Annotated in this window: 14 protein-coding genes and 5 tRNA genes; 11 read left to right on the forward strand and 8 right to left on the reverse strand. The window is 70.2% G+C overall.

What is annotated here, in order from left to right:
* Positions 1 to 404: 404 nt before the first annotated feature.
* The 3 genes from OG379_RS20690 to hrpA all read right to left on the reverse strand — a co-directional run bounded on the left by OG379_RS20690 (position 405) and on the right by hrpA (position 4996).
* The gene (locus OG379_RS20690) at positions 405 to 728 is read right to left on the reverse strand and encodes a DUF6274 family protein (protein ID WP_405664654.1); all 324 of its coding nucleotides are present in this window, start codon (positions 726 to 728) and stop codon (positions 405 to 407) included.
* A 141-nt stretch (positions 729 to 869) separates the two neighbouring features.
* Positions 870 to 944, reverse strand: a tRNA-Asp gene (locus OG379_RS20695).
* Between the two features lie 116 nt (positions 945 to 1060).
* Entirely contained in the window at positions 1061 to 4996 is a 3936-nt protein-coding gene (gene hrpA, locus OG379_RS20700; protein ID WP_405664655.1) for an ATP-dependent RNA helicase HrpA, read from the reverse strand.
* 235 nt (positions 4997 to 5231) lie between these two features.
* Here hrpA and OG379_RS20705 point away from each other — a divergent pair, with 235 nt between their 5' ends.
* A complete protein-coding gene (locus OG379_RS20705; protein WP_405664656.1) occupies positions 5232 to 6011 on the forward strand; it encodes a DsbA family protein in 780 nt (259 codons plus the stop codon).
* Positions 6008 to 6838: a cytochrome c biogenesis CcdA family protein gene (locus tag OG379_RS20710; protein ID WP_405664657.1), complete on the forward strand. Its 831-nt coding sequence runs from the start codon at positions 6008 to 6010 to the stop codon at positions 6836 to 6838. The genes OG379_RS20705 and OG379_RS20710 overlap by 4 nt, the downstream gene beginning before the upstream one ends.
* A 39-nt stretch (positions 6839 to 6877) precedes the next feature.
* Here OG379_RS20710 and OG379_RS20715 read toward each other — a convergent pair.
* The 4 genes from OG379_RS20715 to OG379_RS20730 all read right to left on the reverse strand — a co-directional run bounded on the left by OG379_RS20715 (position 6878) and on the right by OG379_RS20730 (position 8773).
* Positions 6878 to 6954, reverse strand: a tRNA-Phe gene (locus OG379_RS20715).
* A gap of 22 nt (positions 6955 to 6976) precedes the next feature.
* Positions 6977 to 7051 (reverse strand) — tRNA-Asp (locus tag OG379_RS20720).
* Positions 7052 to 7090: 39 nt separating this feature from the next.
* Positions 7091 to 7163: transfer RNA gene (locus tag OG379_RS20725), tRNA-Glu, on the reverse strand.
* Positions 7164 to 7243: 80 nt separating this feature from the next.
* Positions 7244 to 8773, reverse strand: coding sequence for a metallophosphoesterase (locus OG379_RS20730; RefSeq protein ID WP_393766216.1), 1530 nt, complete (start codon positions 8771 to 8773; stop codon positions 7244 to 7246).
* A 124-nt stretch (positions 8774 to 8897) separates the two neighbouring features.
* Between OG379_RS20730 and OG379_RS20735 the strand changes: the two genes are divergently transcribed.
* From OG379_RS20735 to OG379_RS20770, 8 genes are all read left to right on the forward strand, one after another.
* On the forward strand, positions 8898 to 9251 hold the full coding sequence (locus tag OG379_RS20735) for a metallopeptidase family protein (protein WP_015578045.1): 354 nt from the start codon (positions 8898 to 8900) through the stop codon (positions 9249 to 9251).
* Positions 9252 to 9307: 56 nt separating this feature from the next.
* Positions 9308 to 9745 carry a fluoride efflux transporter FluC gene (locus OG379_RS20740; protein WP_393766240.1) on the forward strand — a complete coding sequence of 146 codons (438 nt, stop codon included), beginning with the start codon at positions 9308 to 9310 and terminating at the stop codon, positions 9743 to 9745.
* A complete protein-coding gene (locus OG379_RS20745) occupies positions 9742 to 10125 on the forward strand; it encodes a fluoride efflux transporter FluC (protein WP_405664658.1) in 384 nt (127 codons plus the stop codon). The genes OG379_RS20740 and OG379_RS20745 overlap by 4 nt, the downstream gene beginning before the upstream one ends.
* A 118-nt stretch (positions 10126 to 10243) precedes the next feature.
* Complete coding sequence (locus tag OG379_RS20750; RefSeq protein WP_405664659.1) at positions 10244 to 10801, forward strand: hypothetical protein; 558 nt, start codon at positions 10244 to 10246, stop codon at positions 10799 to 10801.
* Between the two features lie 239 nt (positions 10802 to 11040).
* A complete protein-coding gene (locus OG379_RS20755; protein ID WP_405664660.1) occupies positions 11041 to 13254 on the forward strand; it encodes a DEAD/DEAH box helicase in 2214 nt (737 codons plus the stop codon).
* Between the two features lie 102 nt (positions 13255 to 13356).
* Positions 13357 to 14901 (forward strand): amino acid permease, encoded by a 1545-nt coding sequence (locus OG379_RS20760; RefSeq protein WP_405664661.1) that lies wholly within the window; start codon positions 13357 to 13359, stop codon positions 14899 to 14901.
* Between the two features lie 90 nt (positions 14902 to 14991).
* Positions 14992 to 15065, forward strand: a tRNA-Lys gene (locus tag OG379_RS20765).
* Between the two features lie 241 nt (positions 15066 to 15306).
* A complete protein-coding gene (locus OG379_RS20770) occupies positions 15307 to 15966 on the forward strand; it encodes a histone protein (RefSeq protein ID WP_405664662.1) in 660 nt (219 codons plus the stop codon).
* 57 nt (positions 15967 to 16023) lie between these two features.
* Here the strand turns inward: OG379_RS20770 and OG379_RS20775 are convergent, their stop codons facing one another.
* Positions 16024 to 16479: a MarR family transcriptional regulator gene (locus tag OG379_RS20775; protein WP_362936210.1), complete on the reverse strand. Its 456-nt coding sequence runs from the start codon at positions 16477 to 16479 to the stop codon at positions 16024 to 16026.
* Positions 16480 to 16840: 361 nt separating this feature from the next.
* On the opposite strand from OG379_RS20775, the gene OG379_RS20780 reads away from it, so the two are divergent.
* Positions 16841 to 18181, forward strand: coding sequence for an ABC transporter substrate-binding protein (locus OG379_RS20780; protein ID WP_405664663.1), 1341 nt, complete (start codon positions 16841 to 16843; stop codon positions 18179 to 18181).
* Positions 18182 to 18183: the final 2 nt, after the last annotated feature.

Consider the following 18183-nt stretch of genomic DNA (forward strand, 5'->3'; position numbering starts at 1 on the left):
ACTCCGCCGGGTCCAGCGCGATCTTTTTTGTGCCCGGAGCGGTGCGGGACGGCTGCCCGGGAGGGCTCCCGCCGGCGTACGGAGGGCGCCCGCAGGGTGTCCGAACGGCCCTGCCGCGCGCCCGAACCTGCCGACGGGTCGGTTTGCGGGGCGCCCGTGTGCGACTCCGGTCGGGGCTGTTCGGGACTGTTCGCCCGGTTCCCGGGCGTCGTGGGGCAGCTCGGGTGGAACGGTCCGGGATGTACTTCCAGGGCAGTGCAATTGCACATATTAAATTCGCCAGTTGTAGGAAGTGCGTAAAGTACCCCCCGCGCAAAACTGATTCGGTGACTCCCGTCACACCTGTGCGGTCTTGCCAACTACGAGCCTGCCACTGTGGGAGGGCGTCAGGCTGCGGCAGATGGTCATGTCGTGGGAGGACTTTCGTCCACAGGTCGACGCGTGCGGGGGTCCGTACCGGCGGTGTCGTCCTCCGCCGTCGACGCCCCGGCGGGGGTGCCCGGTACGAGGGCACCGGCGGCGGCCTCCGGGGCCTGTGGCGGGTCGGCCGCGTTGTCGGTCTGCCGCGCCGTGCGCGGCGCCTGTGGGGCCGTCAGCGGCTCCATGGCGAGCCGCAGGAGGCGGTGGCAGATCGGGCAGTGCCGGGTGAGGTGGCGGTAGCCGGAGGCGGCCGCCAGATGGGCGCGCAGCAGCGCGCGGGTCTCGTGCCTTTCCGTGGGCGCAGACATGCGTGCGGCCTCCCGGTGACCCGGCCACCCCGCGTCGAGGGAAAGAGGGGTGGACTCCGTCCTACGGAGTTACCCGCGGCGGGAGCCGGCGTCAAGAAGCACGGAAGCCCGGATCCAGAGGATCCGGGCTTCCGTCTACTGCGGTCCTGACGGGATTTGAACCCGCGGCCTCCACCTTGACAGGGTGGCGAGCACTCCAAACTGCTCCACAGGACCAGGTTTTCGCTGCCTGCCTTGCGGCCTGCTGCGAAGACAGACTGTACAGGAGGTCCGAGGGCCAGGTCGAACTCACTCACAGTGGGGGCGCCGCTACGGCTCCGTGGAGGGGTGGTTCACGGAGCGGCCGCGTCGATCGCCTTCACGATCCGCTTGTCGGAGACCGGCTGCGCGGTGCCCAGGGCGTGCGCGAAGTAGCTCACCCGCAGCTCCTCGATCATCCAGCGGATGTCCAGGACCTCCTGCGGCACGGGCCGCCCCTGCGGCAGCTGTTCGAGCAGCCAGGCGTACTCGTCCTGCATCTCGTGGACCTTCTCCATGCGCGTGGTGTCGCGCTGGACGTTCGTCGGCATCTGCTGCAGCCGGCGGTCCTCCGCGACCAGGTAGCGCATCAGGTCGGGCAGTCTGCGCAGCCCCGTCATGGTGACGAACCCCGACGGCACGAGGCGGGCGAGGTGGTCCCGTACGTCCGTGACGTTGTTGATCAGGACCAGGCTGTTCGTGGACTTCAGCCGGCGTTCGCAGGCCTGCCAGGCGGCCAGGATCTGCTGCACCTGCCCGATCGTGCGGACGGTGAGGTCCACCAGGTCGGCGCGCACCTTGTCGTACAGCTTCCGGAACGACGCCTCGTCCCAGGCCGGGCCGCCGTGCGCGGCGATCAGGCGGTCGGCCGCCGCCGTCGCGCAGTCGTCGAAGAGCGCCTGGATGGAGCCGTGCGGATTACGCGACAGCGCCAGCTTCTGCTGGTTGGAGAGCTTGTCCGAGGCGAACTTCGCGGGGTTCACCGGGATGTTCAGCAGGATCAGCTTCCGGGTGCCGCGCCACATCGCCTGCTGCTGCTCGGCCTCGGTGTCGAAGAGCCGTACGGCGACGGTCTCGCCCTGGTCGACGAGGGCCGGATACGCCTTGACCGGCTGGCCCGCCCGACGGGTCTCGAAGACCTTGTCCAGGGTGCCGATCGTCCAGTCCGTGAGGCCCGAACGCTCGATGGACTCCCCCGAGGGCCCCGCGGTGGCCGCGGCGGCCTTGGAGAGGGCCTGACGGGCCTTGGGGCGCAGCTGGATCTTGAGCGCCTCCAGGTCCTTGTCCTCGGCGACCTTGCGCCGCCGCTCGTCGGTGATCCGGAAGGTGATCTTCAGATGGTCCGGGATCCGGGACAGGTCGAAGTCGTCGGCCGTGACCGGGACGCCCACCATCCGCTGGAGCTCACGGGCGAGAGTCAGCGGCAGCGGCTCCTGGAGCGGCACCGCGCGCTCCAGGAACTTCGTCGCGTAGTTCGGGGCGGGGACGTAGTGCCGGCGGACCGGCTTGGGCAGCGAGCGGATCAGCTCGGTGACCACCTCTTCGCGCAGGCCGGGGATCTGCCAGTCGAAGCCCTCGGAGGTGACCTGGTTGAGCACCTGGAGCGGGATGTGGATGGTCACACCGTCGGCGTCCGCACCGGGCTCGAACTGGTAGGTCACCCGGAACTTGAGCTTCCCCTGCCGCCAGGAGTCCGGGTAGTCGTCCTTGGTGACGGCCCCGGCCTTCTCGTTGATGAGCATCGAGCGCTCGAAGTCGAGCGCGTCCGGCTCGTCACGGCGCTTGTGCTTCCACCAGGAGTCGAAGTGCGCCCCGGAGACGATGTGCTCCGGAATCCGCTGGTCGTAGAAGTCGAAGAGCGTCTCGTCGTCCACGAGGATGTCGCGGCGCCGCGCACGGTGCTCCAACTCCTCGACCTCGCCGAGGAGTTTGCGATTGTCATGGAAGAACTGGTGGTGGGTCCGCCAGTCGCCCTCGACCAGGGCGTTACGGATGAACAGATCCCGCGACGCCTCCTGGTCGATACGGCCGAAATTGATCTTGCGCTGGGCGACGATCGGTACCCCGTAGAGCGTGACCCGCTCGTACGCCATCACCGCCGCCTGGTCCTTCTCCCAGTGCGGTTCGCTGTAGGTGCGCTTCAGCAGGTGCTGCGCCAGCGGCTCGATCCACTCGGGCTCGATCTTGGCGTTGACCCGCGCCCACAGCCGGGACGTCTCGACCAGCTCCGCCGACATCACGAACCGCGGCTGCTTCTTGAACAGCGCGGAGCCCGGGAAGATCGCGAACTTGGCGCTGCGGGCGCCCACGTATTCGTTCTTCTCGGTGTCCTTCAGCCCGATGTGCGACAGCAGCCCGGCCAGCAGCGAGGTGTGCACCGACTGCTCCGGCGCGTCCTGCTCGTTGAGCTCGATGCCCATCTGCTTGGCCACCGTGCGCAGCTGCGAGTAGATGTCCTGCCACTCACGGATCCGCAGGAAGTTCAGGTACTCCTGCTTGCACATCCGGCGGAAGCTGGAGGAACCGCGCTCCTTCTGCTGCTCCCGGATGTAGCGCCACATGTTCAGGAACGCCAGGAAGTCGGACGTCTCGTCCTTGAAGCGGGCGTGGTGCTGATCGGCCTGGGTCTGCTTCTCCGAGGGCCGCTCGCGCGGGTCCTGGATGGAGAGCGCCGCGGCGATGACCATGACCTCGCGGGCGCAGCCGTTCTTCTCGGCCTCGATGACCATGCGGGCCAGGCGCGGGTCGACGGGCAGCTGGGAGAGCTTGCGGCCCAGCGGGGTGAGCCGCTGCCCCCGCTTTCCCTCCTGGGGGGACTTCTCGGCCTGCTCCAGCGCTCCGAGCTCCTGGAGCAGCTGGATGCCGTCGCGGATGTTGCGGTGGTCCGGCGGGTCGATGAAGGGGAACTTCTCGATGTCGCCCAGGCCGGCCGCGGTCATCTGGAGGATGACGGAGGCGAGGTTGGTCCGCAGGATCTCGGGGTCGGTGAACTCCGGACGCGTGACGAAGTCGTCCTCGGAGTACAGCCGGATGCAGATGCCGTCCGACGTACGGCCGCAGCGGCCCTTGCGCTGGTTGGCGCTTGCCTGGGAGATCCGCTCGATCGGCAGCCGCTGGACCTTGGTGCGGTGGCTGTAGCGGGAGATGCGGGCGTTGCCCGGGTCGATCACGTACTTGATGCCGGGGACCGTCAGGGAGGTCTCGGCGACGTTCGTCGCCAGAACGATCCTGCGCCCCGTGTGGCGCTGGAACACCCGGTGCTGCTCGGCGTGCGAGAGGCGGGCGTAGAGGGGGAGCACCTCGGTGTGTCTGAGGTTGCGTTTGTTCAGCGCGTCCGCTGTGTCGCGGATCTCCCGCTCCCCGGAGAGGAAGACCAGGACGTCACCGGGGGCCTCGTGGTCCAGCTCGTCGACGGCGTCGCAGATCGCGGTGATCTGGTCGCGGTCGGAGTCGTCGGAATCATCCTCCAGGAGAGGGCGGTAGCGCACCTCCACCGGGTACGTCCGGCCGCTGACCTCCACGATCGGCGCCTCGCCGAAGTGCTTCGCGAAGCGCTCCGGGTCGATGGTCGCCGACGTGATGACGACCTTCAGATCGGGGCGCTTGGGCAGCAGCCGGGCCAGATAGCCCAGCAGGAAGTCGATGTTCAGAGACCGCTCGTGGGCCTCGTCGATGATGATCGTGTCGTAGGCGAGGAGCTCGCGGTCCGTCTGGATCTCGGCCAGCAGGATGCCGTCCGTCATCAGCTTCACGAAGGTCGCGTCCGGGTTCACCTGGTCGGTGAAGCGCACCTTCCAGCCGACGGCCTCCCCGAGCGGGGTCTTCAGCTCGTCCGCGATACGTTCGGCGACCGTGCGTGCCGCGATCCGGCGGGGCTGGGTGTGCCCGATCATGCCCCGGACGCCGCGCCCCAGCTCCATGCAGATCTTGGGGATCTGCGTGGTCTTGCCCGAGCCGGTCTCACCGGCGACGATCACGACCTGGTGGTCGCGTATCGCCTCCAGGATCTCGTCCTTCTTCTGGCTGACCGGGAGCTGTTCCGGGTACGACAGGGCGGGCATCCGCGCGGCGCGTCCCGCGAGCCGTTCGGCTGCCTTCCCGGCTTCGGCCGAGATCTCGTCCACCACGGACTGGCGGGCCTCGGGCTTGCGGATGCGGCGGGCACCCTCGAGGCGACGGCCGAGCCTGTGCGCGTCGCGGAGCGAGAGCTGCCCGAGCTGGGACTGGAGATCGGCGAAGGAAGTAGACATACGGATCCCAGGATCTCACCCGGGCGCGAGGAGTGGCGAACCTATTTCGTCCGGGCCGTGTCACACCGCTCGCGGAAGGGCCCCGTGGCGGCGGGGGTGACCGAGCGGGACCGCGGCGTCACAGGACGTACCATTTCGGGCAACTGATCATCCGTTCCCCGTCGCAGGGCGACCCCGCTCCTCCCGCGGACCCCCACTCGCCCTTCCCCGCACCGCACCCCGCACGGAGCGCCGTATGCCCACGCCCGACCGCCCCTCGCCCTCCGCGAAGAAGCCGTCCTCCGCGAGGAAGCCGATGCTTTTCGGCCTCGTCGTCGTGCTCGCCGCCGGGCTGCTCGGCTTCGTCTCCTACCGGGCGACCGCCCCGGACGCACCCGCATCCGACACCCCGGCCGCCGCCACGACCGCGGGACCGGACCCCGATGTCTACGAGGAGCTGGCGGGACTGGCCCGGCGCGACGCCGGCGACAAGCTCGCCCAGGGCCGCACCGACGCCCCCGTCGTCCTCATCGAGTACGCCGACTTCCAGTGCGGCTACTGCGGGAAGTTCGCCCGGGACACCGAACCCGAGCTGATCAAGAGGTACGTCCAGGACGGCACCCTGCGCATCGAGTGGCGCAACTTCCCGATCTTCGGCGAGGCCTCGGAGGCCGCCGCCCGCGCCTCCTGGGCGGCCGGCCGCCAGGACCGCTTCTGGGCCTTCCACCGGGCCGCCTACGCCGAGGGCGCCAAGGAGAAGGGCTTCGGCAAGGACCGCCTCAGGGCCCTCGCCCAGCAGGCCGGTGTGAAGGACCTCGACCGTTTCGCTCGCGACACGGACAGCGCGGCCGCCACCGAAGCGGTCCGCGAGGACCGGGAGCAGGCCTACGGGATCGGCGCCACGTCCACCCCGTCCTTCCTCATCAACGGCCGCCCCCTGGCCGGAGCCCAGCCCATGGCCGTCTTCACCGAGGCCATCGAGGACGCGGCGGCGGAGGAAGCCAACGTCGGAAGCGCCGGGGACCCCGCGAAGTGACCCCGGACATCGGCTACTTCGCCGCCCTCCTCGGAGGCCTGCTGGCCCTCGTCAGCCCGTGCAGCGCCCTGCTGCTCCCGGCCTTCTTCGCGTATTCCGTGGACTCCGCCTCACGACTCCTGGCGCGTACGGGCATCTTCTACGCCGGTCTCGCCACCACCCTCGTCCCGCTCGGCGCCGCCGGCTCGTACGCCGGGCGGCTCTTCTACGGGCACCGTGACGCGCTCGTCCTCGGCGCGGGCTGGCTGATCATCGGGCTCGGCCTCGCCCAGATCGTCGGGCTGGGCTTCGCCTCCCGGCGGATCGCCGCCATCAGCGGCCGGATCAGGCCCACCACCGCCCTCTCCGTCTACGCCCTGGGCGCGGTCTACGGGCTGGCTGGGTTCTGCGCGGGCCCCATCCTCGGCAGCGTCCTCACGGTGGCCGCCGTCAGCGGCAGCCCCGTCTACGGCGGACTGCTGCTCGCCGTCTACGCGCTGGGCATGGCCGTGCCGCTGTTCGTGCTCGCCCTGCTCTGGGAACGCTTCGACCTCGGCCGCCGGGCCTGGCTGCGCGGCAGGCCGCTGCGGGCCGGCCGCTTCGAGCTGCACAGCACCACGCTGCTCTCCGGCCTCTTCTTCATCGGGCTCGGAGCGCTCTTCCTCGTGTACGACGGGACGACCGCGCTGCCCGGACTCCTGGACGTGGACGACTCGTTCGCCGTCGAGCAGTGGGCCCGAGGCCTCGGCGAGCGGGTGCCGGACGGGGCGGCGCTGACGGCCGTGGCGGCCGTGGTGCTGCTCGGACTGACCGTGCAGGCGGTGCGGCGGCGGCGTGACGCCGGGTGAGTACGGCGAAAGCCCCGTCCGGGGGACGGGGCTTTCGGGTGGTGGCTGGGGCCGGGATCGAACCGGCGACCTATCGCTTTTCAGGCGATCGCTCGTACCAACTGAGCTACCCAGCCACGCAGCTCATACGGGCTGCAGCGGTCCTGACGGGATTTGAACCCGCGGCCTCCACCTTGACAGGGTGGCGAGCACTCCAAACTGCTCCACAGGACCTAGCTAATGTGCGAGACAAGTCTCGCACACGGTTAAGCGTGCCCCCAACGGGATTCGAACCCGTGCTACCGCCTTGAAAGGGCGGCGTCCTGGGCCACTAGACGATGAGGGCTAAGGGCCCACCTGCGCGCTTTCCAGCGCGTCGGGGACGTGAGAAGCATATGGGATGCGGGGAGGTATCGCCAAAACGGTTTACGGGGAGGGCGTCGGGACGCTCGGGGAGGGTGCCGGACTCTTCAGGTTCTCCTCCGGGAGATGGCGGCTGACCTCTGCCGTCGTCAGGCCCAGACCGCCCAGGGTGATCTCGTCCCAGGCCTGCAGATGCCGGGTGGCGCGGTCCAGATAGAGCACCGAGGCGCGCACCTTCTCGGGCTTCTGGTTCTGCACGGCACGCAGTCCGCCGCCGCCCGTGGAGCCTTCGACCTTCAGCCGCGTACCCAGGGGCAGCAGTTCGTTGACCCGGTGGTGCACGTGGCCGGCCAGGACCAGCGGCACCGTGCCGTCCGTCTCCCGCGCCGCGTTCGGGTCGTGCGCCACCGCGATGTCCACCGGGGTGCCCGCCCGCTTCTGGTCGCGGAGCGCCGAGGCGAGGCGCATGCCCGCGAGCTGCTCGGAGGCCTTGCCGCCGGTGGGGCGTGACCGGTCGGGGGTGAACTGGGGGTCGCCGGTGCCGGCGATCCGCACCCCGGCCACGCTCACGGCGTGGCCCTCGTCCAGTACGTACGCGTTCCTGGTCTTCCTCAGATAGGCCTGGGTCTGCTTGGAGTCGTGGTTGCCCCTCACCCACACATAGGGGGCGCCGAGGTCGCGGACCGGGTCGAGGAAGCCGTTCTCCGCCGCCGTGCCGTGGTCCATGGTGTCGCCCGAGTCGATGATCACGTCGATCTCGTACTGCTCGACGAGCGATCCGATGATGTGCCAGGCGGCGGGGTTGAGATGGATGTCGGAGACGTGCAGAACCCGGATGGTCGCCGGGTCCGGCTGGTACACCGGGAGCGTGGACGTGGCGTCGTACAGCTTGGTGACGTTGGTGACGAGCCGGGCCAGCTCCTGCTGGTAGACGTCGAATTCGGTGACGATCGAGCGGGCGTCGCCGACGACCGAGGGGGCGCTGGAGAGCAGCCCGGAGAATTTCGGCTCCAGGACGGACTTCGGGTTCCAGGTGGCGTAGGCGCTGACGCCCGAGGCGGCCAGCAGCGCCAGGGCGAGGCCTCCGGCGGCCAGGGCGCGGCGCGGGCGCCGGTAGACGACGAGGCCGAGTGCGGTGGCGCCGGAGACCACGGCCACGCAGGAACGGACGGCCAGCTCCCGGGTGCCGGAGGCGACGTCGTCGGTGACCTCGTCCTGGAGACCCGAGAGGCGCTCGGGGTGCTTGACCAGGGCCTGGGAGCGCTCCGGGTCGAGCTGGTCGACGTCCACGTCCAGGCGGACCGGGGCGTGGTGGGAGTCCAGCTCCAGGGCGCCGAGCGGTGACACGTTGATCTTGGTGCCGCCGACCGCCGACGGCCGCAGCGTCATGGTGGTGTCCATGGGCCCCACCGGCGTACGCACGCTGCCGACGACCAGCAGCCCCAGCCAGGCGCCCAGCACGACCACGGCCAGCAGGCCGAAGGCCCGTTTCCAGGGGTGCGCGGCGGGAACGAGTCCGCCGGCGGGGGCGGTGGCGCGCGAGCGGTAGAGGCGGCGGACACGGACGGCTGCGGCGTGGAACGGGCGTGCCATTGGGCGCGTATGCCCCGATCGGGCGGCGGACATGCGGGAGGGCGGGGTGGTGTGGGCCGGGCGGGTGGCCGCCGGGGCGGGTGCGGCCCGTCCCGTCACGCCCGGCGTACGTGACAATGGCGGGGTGCTGGAGATGACGCGCGAGGAGTTCGAAGAGCTGGTGAGCCTGGCTCTTGACCGGGTCCCGCCGGAGCTGATGCGGCTGATGGACAACGTCGCGGTGTTCGTGGAGGAGGAGCCGGAGGACCCGGAGGACCGGGAGCTGCTCGGACTCTACGAGGGCACGCCGCTCACCGAGCGTGGTGAGTGGTACGCGGGTGTGCTGCCGGACCGGATCACCATCTACCGGGGGCCGACGCTGCGGATGTGCGAGACCCGCGAGGACGTGGTCGCCGAGACGGAGATCACCGTGGTCCACGAGATCGCCCACCACTTCGGCATCGACGACGAACGGCTGCACGAGCTGGGGTACGGGTGAGCACCCAGGACCCACCGCCCGAGCGGCCCGTCGTCGACCCGGACGTCGACCTCTCCGTGCCCGCGCAGCGCGCCGAGACGGCGGGCGCGGGCAAGTGGCGGGTCCTGGCGGTGATCGCGGCGGGCGGCGCGGCCGGGGCCACGGCGCGGTACGCGGCGTCCCTCGCCTGGCCCACCGCCGAGGACGGCTTCCCCTGGGCGGTCTTCGCGGTCAATGTGGCGGGCTGCGCCCTGATCGGCGTGCTGATGGTGCTGACCGCCGAGCGGGGGAGGATCACGCATCCGCTGGTGCGGCCCTTCCTGGGGGTCGGGGTGCTCGGCGGGTTCACCACGTTCTCGACGTACGCGGCCGATGTGTCCCGGCTGCTGGCGCGTCAGGAGGTGGCCACGGCGATGGCGTACGCGGGGGCGACGGCCGTGGCGGCGCTCGGCGCGGTGTGGGGGGCGGCCGCGCTCACCCGGGCGCTGGCGGACCGCCGGTGGGGAGCGGCGTGAACTGGCTGCTGGTCGTCCTCGGGGGCGCGGCCGGGGCTCCGCTGCGCTATCTGACGGACCGTGCGGTGCAGGCGCGGCACGGTGCGGGTACGCCATACGTCTTCCCCTGGGGGACCTTCACCGTGAACGCCGCGGGCAGCCTGCTGCTCGGCGTACTCACGGGAGCCACGGTGTCCACACCGGTGTACGCGCTGCTGGGTACGGGGCTGTGCGGGGCGCTTACGACGTATTCGACGTTCTCGTACGAGACTCTGCGGCTGGCCGAGACGGGGCGCGGCTTCCTGGCCGGCGCCAATCTGCTGGCGTCCTTGCTGGTGGGGCTCGGGGCCGTGTTCCTGGGCGCGGAGCTCGCGGGGGGCTTCGGGGGTCCCGGCGGGTGACCCGTGCCGGCCGGCGTGTGTGCGGGTGTTGTGCCGGGGCGTGTCCCCGGCGGGTGCGGGGGAGTTGGACACATCGCTCTCCCTTCCCGCCGTCTCTCCTCCCCGGAGGTGCCATCCCGTGCGCCAGTTGTCCGTCCGCGTCCGCTGGGCAGCCGTCACCGTGCTGACGATCGCCGCGTCCACAGGCTGTGTGAGCGTCGGCGACGACGCCGGGAAGCCGGCCCCTTCGCGTACCGCCGGCGAGAAGGGTGCGCCGGACCGTCCGGACGGCGGCACCGTGTCCGGCACCGGGCGGTCCGGATCGGGTGGCGGCCGTGCCGAGGCGCAGTCCGACCGGGGCGACTCCCGTAAGCCGGACGCCAAGGCGTCGGGCCGTGGCCCGTCGTCCGGGCCGAAGGGCACCCGCCCGGAGCCCGGGGGCCCCGGCACCCCGGAGCCCACCCGGGGCGGCCCTCTGCCCACCCCGGGGCCCAGCGAACCCGGCCCGGGTGAACCGCCTCCTCCGCCGGTCACTCCCGAGGAGCCTCCGCCCTCGCCCGAGCCGGAACCCTCGTCGCCGCCGGAGCAGCCTTCGGCCTCGCCGGCCGCGCAGTCCCGTACGGATGCGATGGGGGCGCCGGGGAGGATCGAGGTGTGGCCCACTCCCCGGGTATCACCGCAGGTCGCGCCGGTGTGAGCAGGGTCGGGAGGGACCCGGTTTGCGCGAATGGGGGGAGGGTGCGTATGGTAGTAGATCGTTTGATCCTATGCCCGGCGCCGACACAGAAGAGCGCCGTGTGGCGCGTACTCTCCCTTGCCGTGGCTGGACCGCATTGAGGCGGTCGAAATTGCGAAAACACGGAGTTACGGGCGCGTGCCGAGACTCCGGAAGGTTTCGCATTTCGCATGTCAATTTCCAGTTCTGACCACACCGTCATGCCCGAGAACGACGTCGAGAACATCGAGGTCGTGGAGGCCGCCGAGGCCGTAGTGGCGGCCCAGGCCCCCGAGGCGGCCGACGAGACCCCCGCGACGGAGGCCCCGATCGCGGAGAGCCCCGCCACGGAGACCTCCGACGAGGCCGCGTCCGACGAGGACGCAGAGCCGAGCATCACCTTCGCCTCGCTCGGACTGCCCGAGGGCATCGTCCGCAAGCTCGCGCAGAACGGTGTGACGGCCCCCTTCCCGATCCAGGCCGCGACCATCCCGGACGCCCTGGCCGGCAAGGACATCCTCGGCCGTGGCCGTACCGGCTCCGGCAAGACCCTCTCCTTCGGTCTGCCGCTGCTGGCCACGCTCTCCGGTGGCACCACCGAGAAGAAGAAGCCGCGCGGCATCATCCTCACGCCGACCCGTGAGCTCGCGATGCAGGTCGCGGACGCCCTCCAGCCCTACGGCGACGTGCTCGGCCTGAAGATGAAGGTCGTCTGCGGCGGTACGTCGATGGGCAACCAGATCTACGCGCTGGAGCGCGGTGTCGACGTCCTCGTCGCCACGCCCGGCCGTCTGCGCGACATCATCAACCGCGGGGCGTGCTCGCTCGCGAACGTCCAGGTCGCCGTCCTCGACGAGGCCGACCAGATGTCCGACCTGGGCTTCCTGCCCGAGGTCACCGAGCTGCTCGACCAGATCCCCGGCGGCGGCCAGCGCATGCTCTTCTCCGCCACCATGGAGAACGAGATCGGCACGCTGGTCAAGCGCTACCTGACCAACCCGGTGACGCACGAGGTCGACAGCGCCCAGGGCAACGTCACGACCATGTCGCACCACGTCCTCGTCGTGAAGCCGAAGGACAAGGCGCCCGTCACGGCGGCGATCGCCGCCCGTAAGGGCCGCACGATCATCTTCGTCCGCACCCAGCTGGGCGCCGACCGCATCGCCGAGCAGCTCATCGAGTCCGGCGTGAAGGCCGACGCGCTGCACGGCGGCATGACGCAGGGCGCTCGTACCCGCGTCCTCGAGGACTTCAAGAAGGGCTACGTCAACGCCCTCGTCGCCACCGACGTCGCCGCCCGCGGCATCCACGTCGACGGCATCGACCTCGTCCTCAACGTGGACCCGGCCGGCGACCACAAGGACTACCTGCACCGCTCGGGCCGTACCGCCCGTGCCGGCAAGTCCGGTGTCGTCGTCTCGCTGGCGCTCCCGCACCAGCGCCGTCAGATCTTCCGCCTGATGGAGGACGCGGGCGTCGACGCCTCGCGCCACATCGTGCAGGGCGCGGGCGTCTTCGAGCCCGAGGTCGCCGAGATCACCGGTGCCCGTTCGCTGACCGAGGTCCAGGCCGACTCCGCGAACAACGCGGCCAAGCAGGCCGAGCGCGAGGCGGCCGACCTCACCAAGCAGCTGGAGCGCGTCCAGCGCCGTGCCGTCGAGCTGCGCGAGGAGGCCGACCGTCTGGTCGCCCGTGCCGCCCGCGAGCGGGGCGACGACCCGGAGGCGGCGGTGGCCGAGGTGGCCGCCGAGGCCGAGGCGGCGCTCATCGCAGCGGTGTCCGTCCCGGAGCAGCCGGCCGCGCGCGACGACCGTCGTGACGACCGGGGCAACTTCAACCGCCGTGACGACCGTGGCGGCGACCGCGGAGGTTACCGCGGTGGCAACGACCGTGGCACCGGCGAGCGCAGCGGCCGTCCCTCGGGTGGGACCGGCTACCGCGGGAGCAACGACCGTCCGTCGTTCCGCGGCAGCAACGACCGTCGTGACGACCGTCCCTCGGGCGGCTTCCGCTCCGGTGGCGGCGACCGTCGTGACGACCGGGGTGGCCGTTCGTTCGAGCGTCGTGACAACGACCGTCCGGCGTTCAACCGCGACCGTCGTGACGACCGTCCCTCGGGCGGCTTCCGCTCCGGTGGCGGCGACCGTCGTGACGACCGGGGTGGCCGTTCGTTCGAGCGTCGTGACAACGACCGTCCGGCGTTCAACCGCGACCGTCGTGACGACCGTCCGTCCGGTGGCTTCCGCTCCGGTGGCAGCGACCGTCCGTTCAACCGCGACCGTCGTGACGACCGTCCCTCGGGCGGCTTCCGCTCCGGCGGCAGCGACCGCCCGACCGGCCGCCGCGACGACCACCGTGGTGGCACCGGCACGGGTACCGGCACCGGTACCTTCGGCCGCCGGGACGACAAGCCGCGCTGGAAGCGCAACGGCTGAGTCCGGCTGACAGGCTGACCGATCGCGGGGCCCGTACGACACTTCGGTGGCGTACGGGCCCCGCGGCGTTTCCGGCGTCCGTGCCAGGGCATCGCTGGGGGCATGACAAACGACGAAGCCGTGGCGGCAGAGCCACCGCCCGATGCCCTCCGGAGTCCGTCCGCGCCCACCACCGACGAGGAGCGGCTGGCGGAACTCGGCTACACCCAGGTGCTCGCACGCCGGATGTCCGCCTTCTCCAACTACGCCGTCTCGTTCACGATCATCTCGGTGCTCTCCGGCTGCCTGACGCTGTATCTGTTCGGCATGAACACCGGCGGCCCTGCCGTCATCACCTGGGGATGGGTCGGCGTCGGGCTGATGACGCTGTTCGTCGGCCTGGCGATGGCCGAGATCTGTTCGGCGTACCCGACGTCCGCGGGCCTGTACTTCTGGGCCCACCGCCTCGCTCCGCCGCGTTCGGCCGCGGCGTGGGCCTGGTTCGCCGGCTGGTTCAACGTGCTCGGTCAGGTGGCCGTCACCGCCGGCATCGACTTCGGGGCGGCGTCCTTCCTCGGGGCGTACCTGAACCTGCAGTTCGGTTTCGAGGTCACACCCGGCCGTACGATCCTGCTCTTCGCGGCGATCCTGATCCTGCACGGCCTGCTGAACACCTTCGGGGTCGGCATCGTCGCCGTCCTCAACAACGTGAGTGTGTGGTGGCACGTCGTCGGGGTCGCCGTCATCGTGGGCGCGCTCACGTTCGTACCGGACTCGCACCAGTCGGCTTCGTACGTCTTCACCGAGTTCGTCAACAACACCGGCTGGGGCAGCGGCTTCTACGTCGTGATGATCGGCCTGCTGATGGCGCAGTACACCTTCACCGGCTACGACGCCTCCGCCCACATGACCGAGGAGACCCACGACGCGGCCGTGGCGGGCCCGCGCGGAATCGTGCAGTCCATCTGGACGTCCTGGATCGCCGGGTTCGTGCTCCTGCTCGGCTTCACCTTCGCCATCCAGTCGTACGACGGCGCGCTGAACTCCCCGACCGGCGCCCCGCCCGCCCAGATCCTCCTGGACGCGCTGGGAGCCACCACGGGCAAGCTCCTGCTGCTCGTCGTGATCGGAGCCCAGTTGTTCTGCGGGATGGCCTCGGTGACCGCCAACAGCCGCATGATCTACGCCTTCTCGCGCGACGGGGCGCTGCCCTTCTCCCGGGTGTGGCACACGGTCAGCCCTCGCACCCGCACGCCCGTCGCGGCGGTCTGGCTGGCCGCTCTCGGCGCCCTGGCCCTCGGCCTGCCGTACCTCATCAACGTCACCGCGTACGCCGCCGTGACGTCCATCGCGGTCATCGGCCTCTACATCGCCTACGTCATCCCCACGCTGCTCAGGCTTCTTCGGGGTGACGACTTCGTGCGGGGGCCCTGGCACCTGGGCCGGTGGTCCCGGCCCATCGGCGTCATCGCGGTGACCTGGGTCGGGGTGATCACGGTGCTCTTCATGCTGCCCCAGGTGTCCCCGGTCACCTGGGAGAGCTTCAACTACGCACCGCTGGCTGTGCTGGTGGTGCTCGGCTTCGCCGCGGTCTGGTGGCTGGTCTCGGCCCGCCACTGGTTCCTCAAGCCGGAAACCCAGGATCACAAGCGCACGAGCACGGACTGAACGTCCCGCCTCGGCCATGACAGGGCCCGGCACCCGATACCCGATCGGCTGCCGGGTCCGGGGCAGCTATGCTCGGGGGTGATCCATCAGGGGCCGTTAGCTCAATTGGTCAGAGCAGCGGACTTTTAATCCGTTGGTTGTGGGTTCGAGTCCCACACGGCCTACCTGGTGCAGGCGGAGGGGGACCCCTCCGAACTGCTGCGCAGCGCCCCGACGGCTCCGGCCGGCCGGGGCGCTCCGTCGTGAACGGCCTGTCGCGTGGACGGGGGCGGTCCCTTGTGGCGCCCCTCCCTGTCCCGCGCACAATGGAAGTGGGGCCGCCGACCGGCGGATACAGGAGCGAATCTCTCGGGTCCGAGCGCAGGCCCGACCGTCGCCCGTCGCAAGTGTGTGAGGCGAACCGTCATGGACACCACCACCAGGGCCGCTCTCGCGGCCGCACTGGCCGCCGGATATGTCATCGGCAGGACGAAGCAGGGGAAGCTCGCTCTGGGGCTTCTGGCCGTCGCCTCCGGTAAATCGCTCGATCCCAAGGCTCTGATCGGCGAGGGAGTCAAGAAGCTCTCCGAGAATCCCCAGTTCGCGCAGCTCGGCGAGCAGGTCCGCGGGGAGCTGCTGGCTTCCGGGCGAGAGGCCCTGTCCGAGGTGACCAACCGAGGTGTCGCGTCCCTCGGTGAGGCGCTCCAGCAGCGGATGCTCTCCCTGACCGGTGCGCCGGAGGACGAGGAAGAGGGCCTGGAGGAAGAAGAGCCGGAGTACGAGGACGAGGATGTGGAGGACGAGGACGAGGACGTGGAAGCGGAGGAGCCGGAGCCTGCGCGTCCCTCCCGTCGTCGTCCCGCGAAGAGCACGAAGGCCGAGAAGCCCACTGACAGGAAGCCGGGGCCGAAGAATCCTCCGGCGAAGAGAGCGATGGCGCGCAAGGCGGCCGAGAGGAAGCCGGGGCCGAAGAACCCCCCGGCCAGGAAGGCCATGGAGCGCAAGGCGGCGCAAGGGGAGTCGGCCGGCAAGAGGAGTTCGGCCGGGAGGGCTGGGGGGCGGCGGCCCGCTCGTGGGACGCGCTGAGGGGGACACGGAAGGGGCGCCCCCGGGCCGGGGCGCCCCTTCCTCCGTGCCGTCGGCTCAGGGCCGTGGCCAGGGGCGGCCGCCGAGGCGTTCGAGGTCGGTGTTGAAGCGGCGCAGATAGCCGGCGAAGGCGGAGATGTCCTCGTCGGGCCAGTCGGCCATGACCCGCTGCAGTGAGCTGACCATGCCCTCGCGTTCCGCGTCGAGAGTCCTCGCGCCCTCCTCGGTGATGCGGAACTTGCGGGCCATGCCCCCGTCCGGGTCCGGGATGCGCTCCACGAAGCCGGCGCGCATGACCGCGGCGGTCTGCCGGTTGAGGGTGGAGACGTCGAGATCGAAGGCTTCGCTGAGCTCGCCGACGGACATCGGGCCCTGGACACGGATGCGGCTGAGCAGGACGTACGCACTCCGCTCCAGGAGGCCGTCCTTGCGGCGTCCCTTTCTGTGGGTGAGCAGGCCGTGACGACTGAGCAGCATCTGCTCGTACTCGACCTCTTGCGTTGCCCTGTTCATGCGCGGGCACCTCCTGCTTCCTGCCGGGCGAGGCCGGTGTCTCGTCGTGCCGTTGTACGTGCCGACTTCATCGTATGGTCATGGCAAAGTGCATAGGCCACATCATGTGCGTGATGCAAATCGGCAGGTGCCGTGAAGACGCGGCCGGTGGGGCGCCTCGCGTCGGCGTGCGGGGCCGGGGAATTTTCTGCTGCACGGGCATTGACCCTGGGAGCGGGCCGACTTTACGTTCTTCGCGTTGCCTTCGTATGTCATATATGAGACGCGATATGAGAGCCGAGCATCCCCCCCCACGGCTACACGTTGCGGCGGCATGGTGCCGAGCGCCCCGCAGGTGAGCACTCAGAGAAGAGAGCCGACCATGATCAAACCCCGCAACAGCCGTCTCGCCGCCGCGATATCCCTGGTCTCCGCCCTGGCCCTCACGGCCACCGCCTGCGGTGACGACGGCAGCGGGATCACCGGCGCCAAGGGCTCGGAGGGCTCGGGCACCGGGAAGATCGTGTTCTGGGACGAGAACGGGGGCGTCCGTACGGCGATCTGGAAGGAGATCATCGCCGACTTCGAGAAGGCGAACCCGGACATCGACGTGCAGTACGTGGGGATCGCGTCCACCGAGGCCCAGTCCAAGTACGACACCGCCATCCAGGGCGGCGGTCTGCCGGACGTCGGGGGCGTGGGGGCCGCGATGGTCGCCGGGATCACCGCGCAGGACGCGCTGGAGCCGCTGGACGACCGGGTCGAGGCGAGCTCCCTGAAGGGCAAGCTCAACGAGGCGATGATCGAGAACGTGCGGAGCGCCGCCGGCCGGGACGAGATGTACACGGTGCCGATCTCCGCCACCAACGGCGTCCTCTACTACCGTACGGACCTGTTCAAGAAGGCCGGGCTGGGCGAGCCGGACACCTGGGACGACTTCTACAAGTCCGCCGCGAAGCTGACGGACCGGCAGAAGAACCGGTTCGGCTACACCATCCGCGGCGGCCCGGGCTCGATCGCGCAGGCGCTGGACGCGATGTACGGGCAGTCGGGCATCGATTCGTTCTGGGACGCCTCCGGCACGCGGACGACGGTCAACGACCCGAAGAACGTGGCGGCACTGGAGAGGTACGCGGGCCTGTACAGGAAGGTCACACCGGAGGCCGACCTCAACAACGACTTCACCAAGATGGTCGCCCAGTTCGACTCCGGCAGCATCGCCATGCTCAACCACAACCTGGGGTCCTACCAGGACCATGTGAGCTCGCTCGGCGCCGACAAGTTCCGCGGCATCCCGCAGCCCGAACTGGCCGACGGCACCCGGGTGATGGTCTCCAACCCGGTCTCCGGTCTGGGGCTGCTCAAGTCGTCCGAGAACAAGGCGGCGGCCTGGAAGTTCATCGAGTTCGCCGCGTCCCACGCCTCGAACTCCAAGTTCAGCGAGTCCGCGGGCCTGATCCCGGCCAACAAGGAGGCCGCCGAGGACCCCTGGCTCGACAAGGCCGAGACCACCAAGCTGGGTGCCGAGGCGCTGTTCTCGGGCGACACCAAGATCGTCCAGCTGCCCTACTACCTGCCGGACTGGAACACCCTGTCCAAGGCCGACAGCGAATCGGGCTTCCAGAAGGTGCTGCTCGGCAAGACGAGCGCCAAGGACTTCCTGGACACGTTCGCAGAGGACCTCGACGAGGCCCAGGCGGAGTGGAAGGAACAGCAGGGCTGACG

Source organism: Streptomyces sp. NBC_01166 (genome assembly GCF_045039765.1).
Classification (GTDB): Bacteria; Actinomycetota; Actinomycetes; order Streptomycetales; family Streptomycetaceae; genus Streptomyces.

Excerpts from the sequence above, each read along its gene's own strand:
- OG379_RS20690 (WP_405664654.1), bottom strand. The coding sequence starts at position 728 with ATGTCTGCGCCCACGGAAAGGCACGAGACCCGCGCGCTGCTGCGCGCC.
- hrpA (WP_405664655.1), bottom strand. The coding sequence starts at position 4,996 with ATGTCTACTTCCTTCGCCGATCTCCAGTCCCAGCTCGGGCAGCTCTCG.
- OG379_RS20705 (WP_405664656.1), top strand. The coding sequence starts at position 5,232 with ATGCCCACGCCCGACCGCCCCTCGCCCTCCGCGAAGAAGCCGTCCTCC.
- OG379_RS20730 (WP_393766216.1), bottom strand. The coding sequence starts at position 8,773 with ATGGCACGCCCGTTCCACGCCGCAGCCGTCCGTGTCCGCCGCCTCTAC.
- OG379_RS20755 (WP_405664660.1), top strand. The coding sequence starts at position 11,041 with ATGCCCGAGAACGACGTCGAGAACATCGAGGTCGTGGAGGCCGCCGAG.
- OG379_RS20760 (WP_405664661.1), top strand. The coding sequence starts at position 13,357 with ATGACAAACGACGAAGCCGTGGCGGCAGAGCCACCGCCCGATGCCCTC.
- OG379_RS20770 (WP_405664662.1), top strand. The coding sequence starts at position 15,307 with ATGGACACCACCACCAGGGCCGCTCTCGCGGCCGCACTGGCCGCCGGA.
- OG379_RS20775 (WP_362936210.1), bottom strand. The coding sequence starts at position 16,479 with ATGAACAGGGCAACGCAAGAGGTCGAGTACGAGCAGATGCTGCTCAGT.
- OG379_RS20780 (WP_405664663.1), top strand. The coding sequence starts at position 16,841 with ATGATCAAACCCCGCAACAGCCGTCTCGCCGCCGCGATATCCCTGGTC.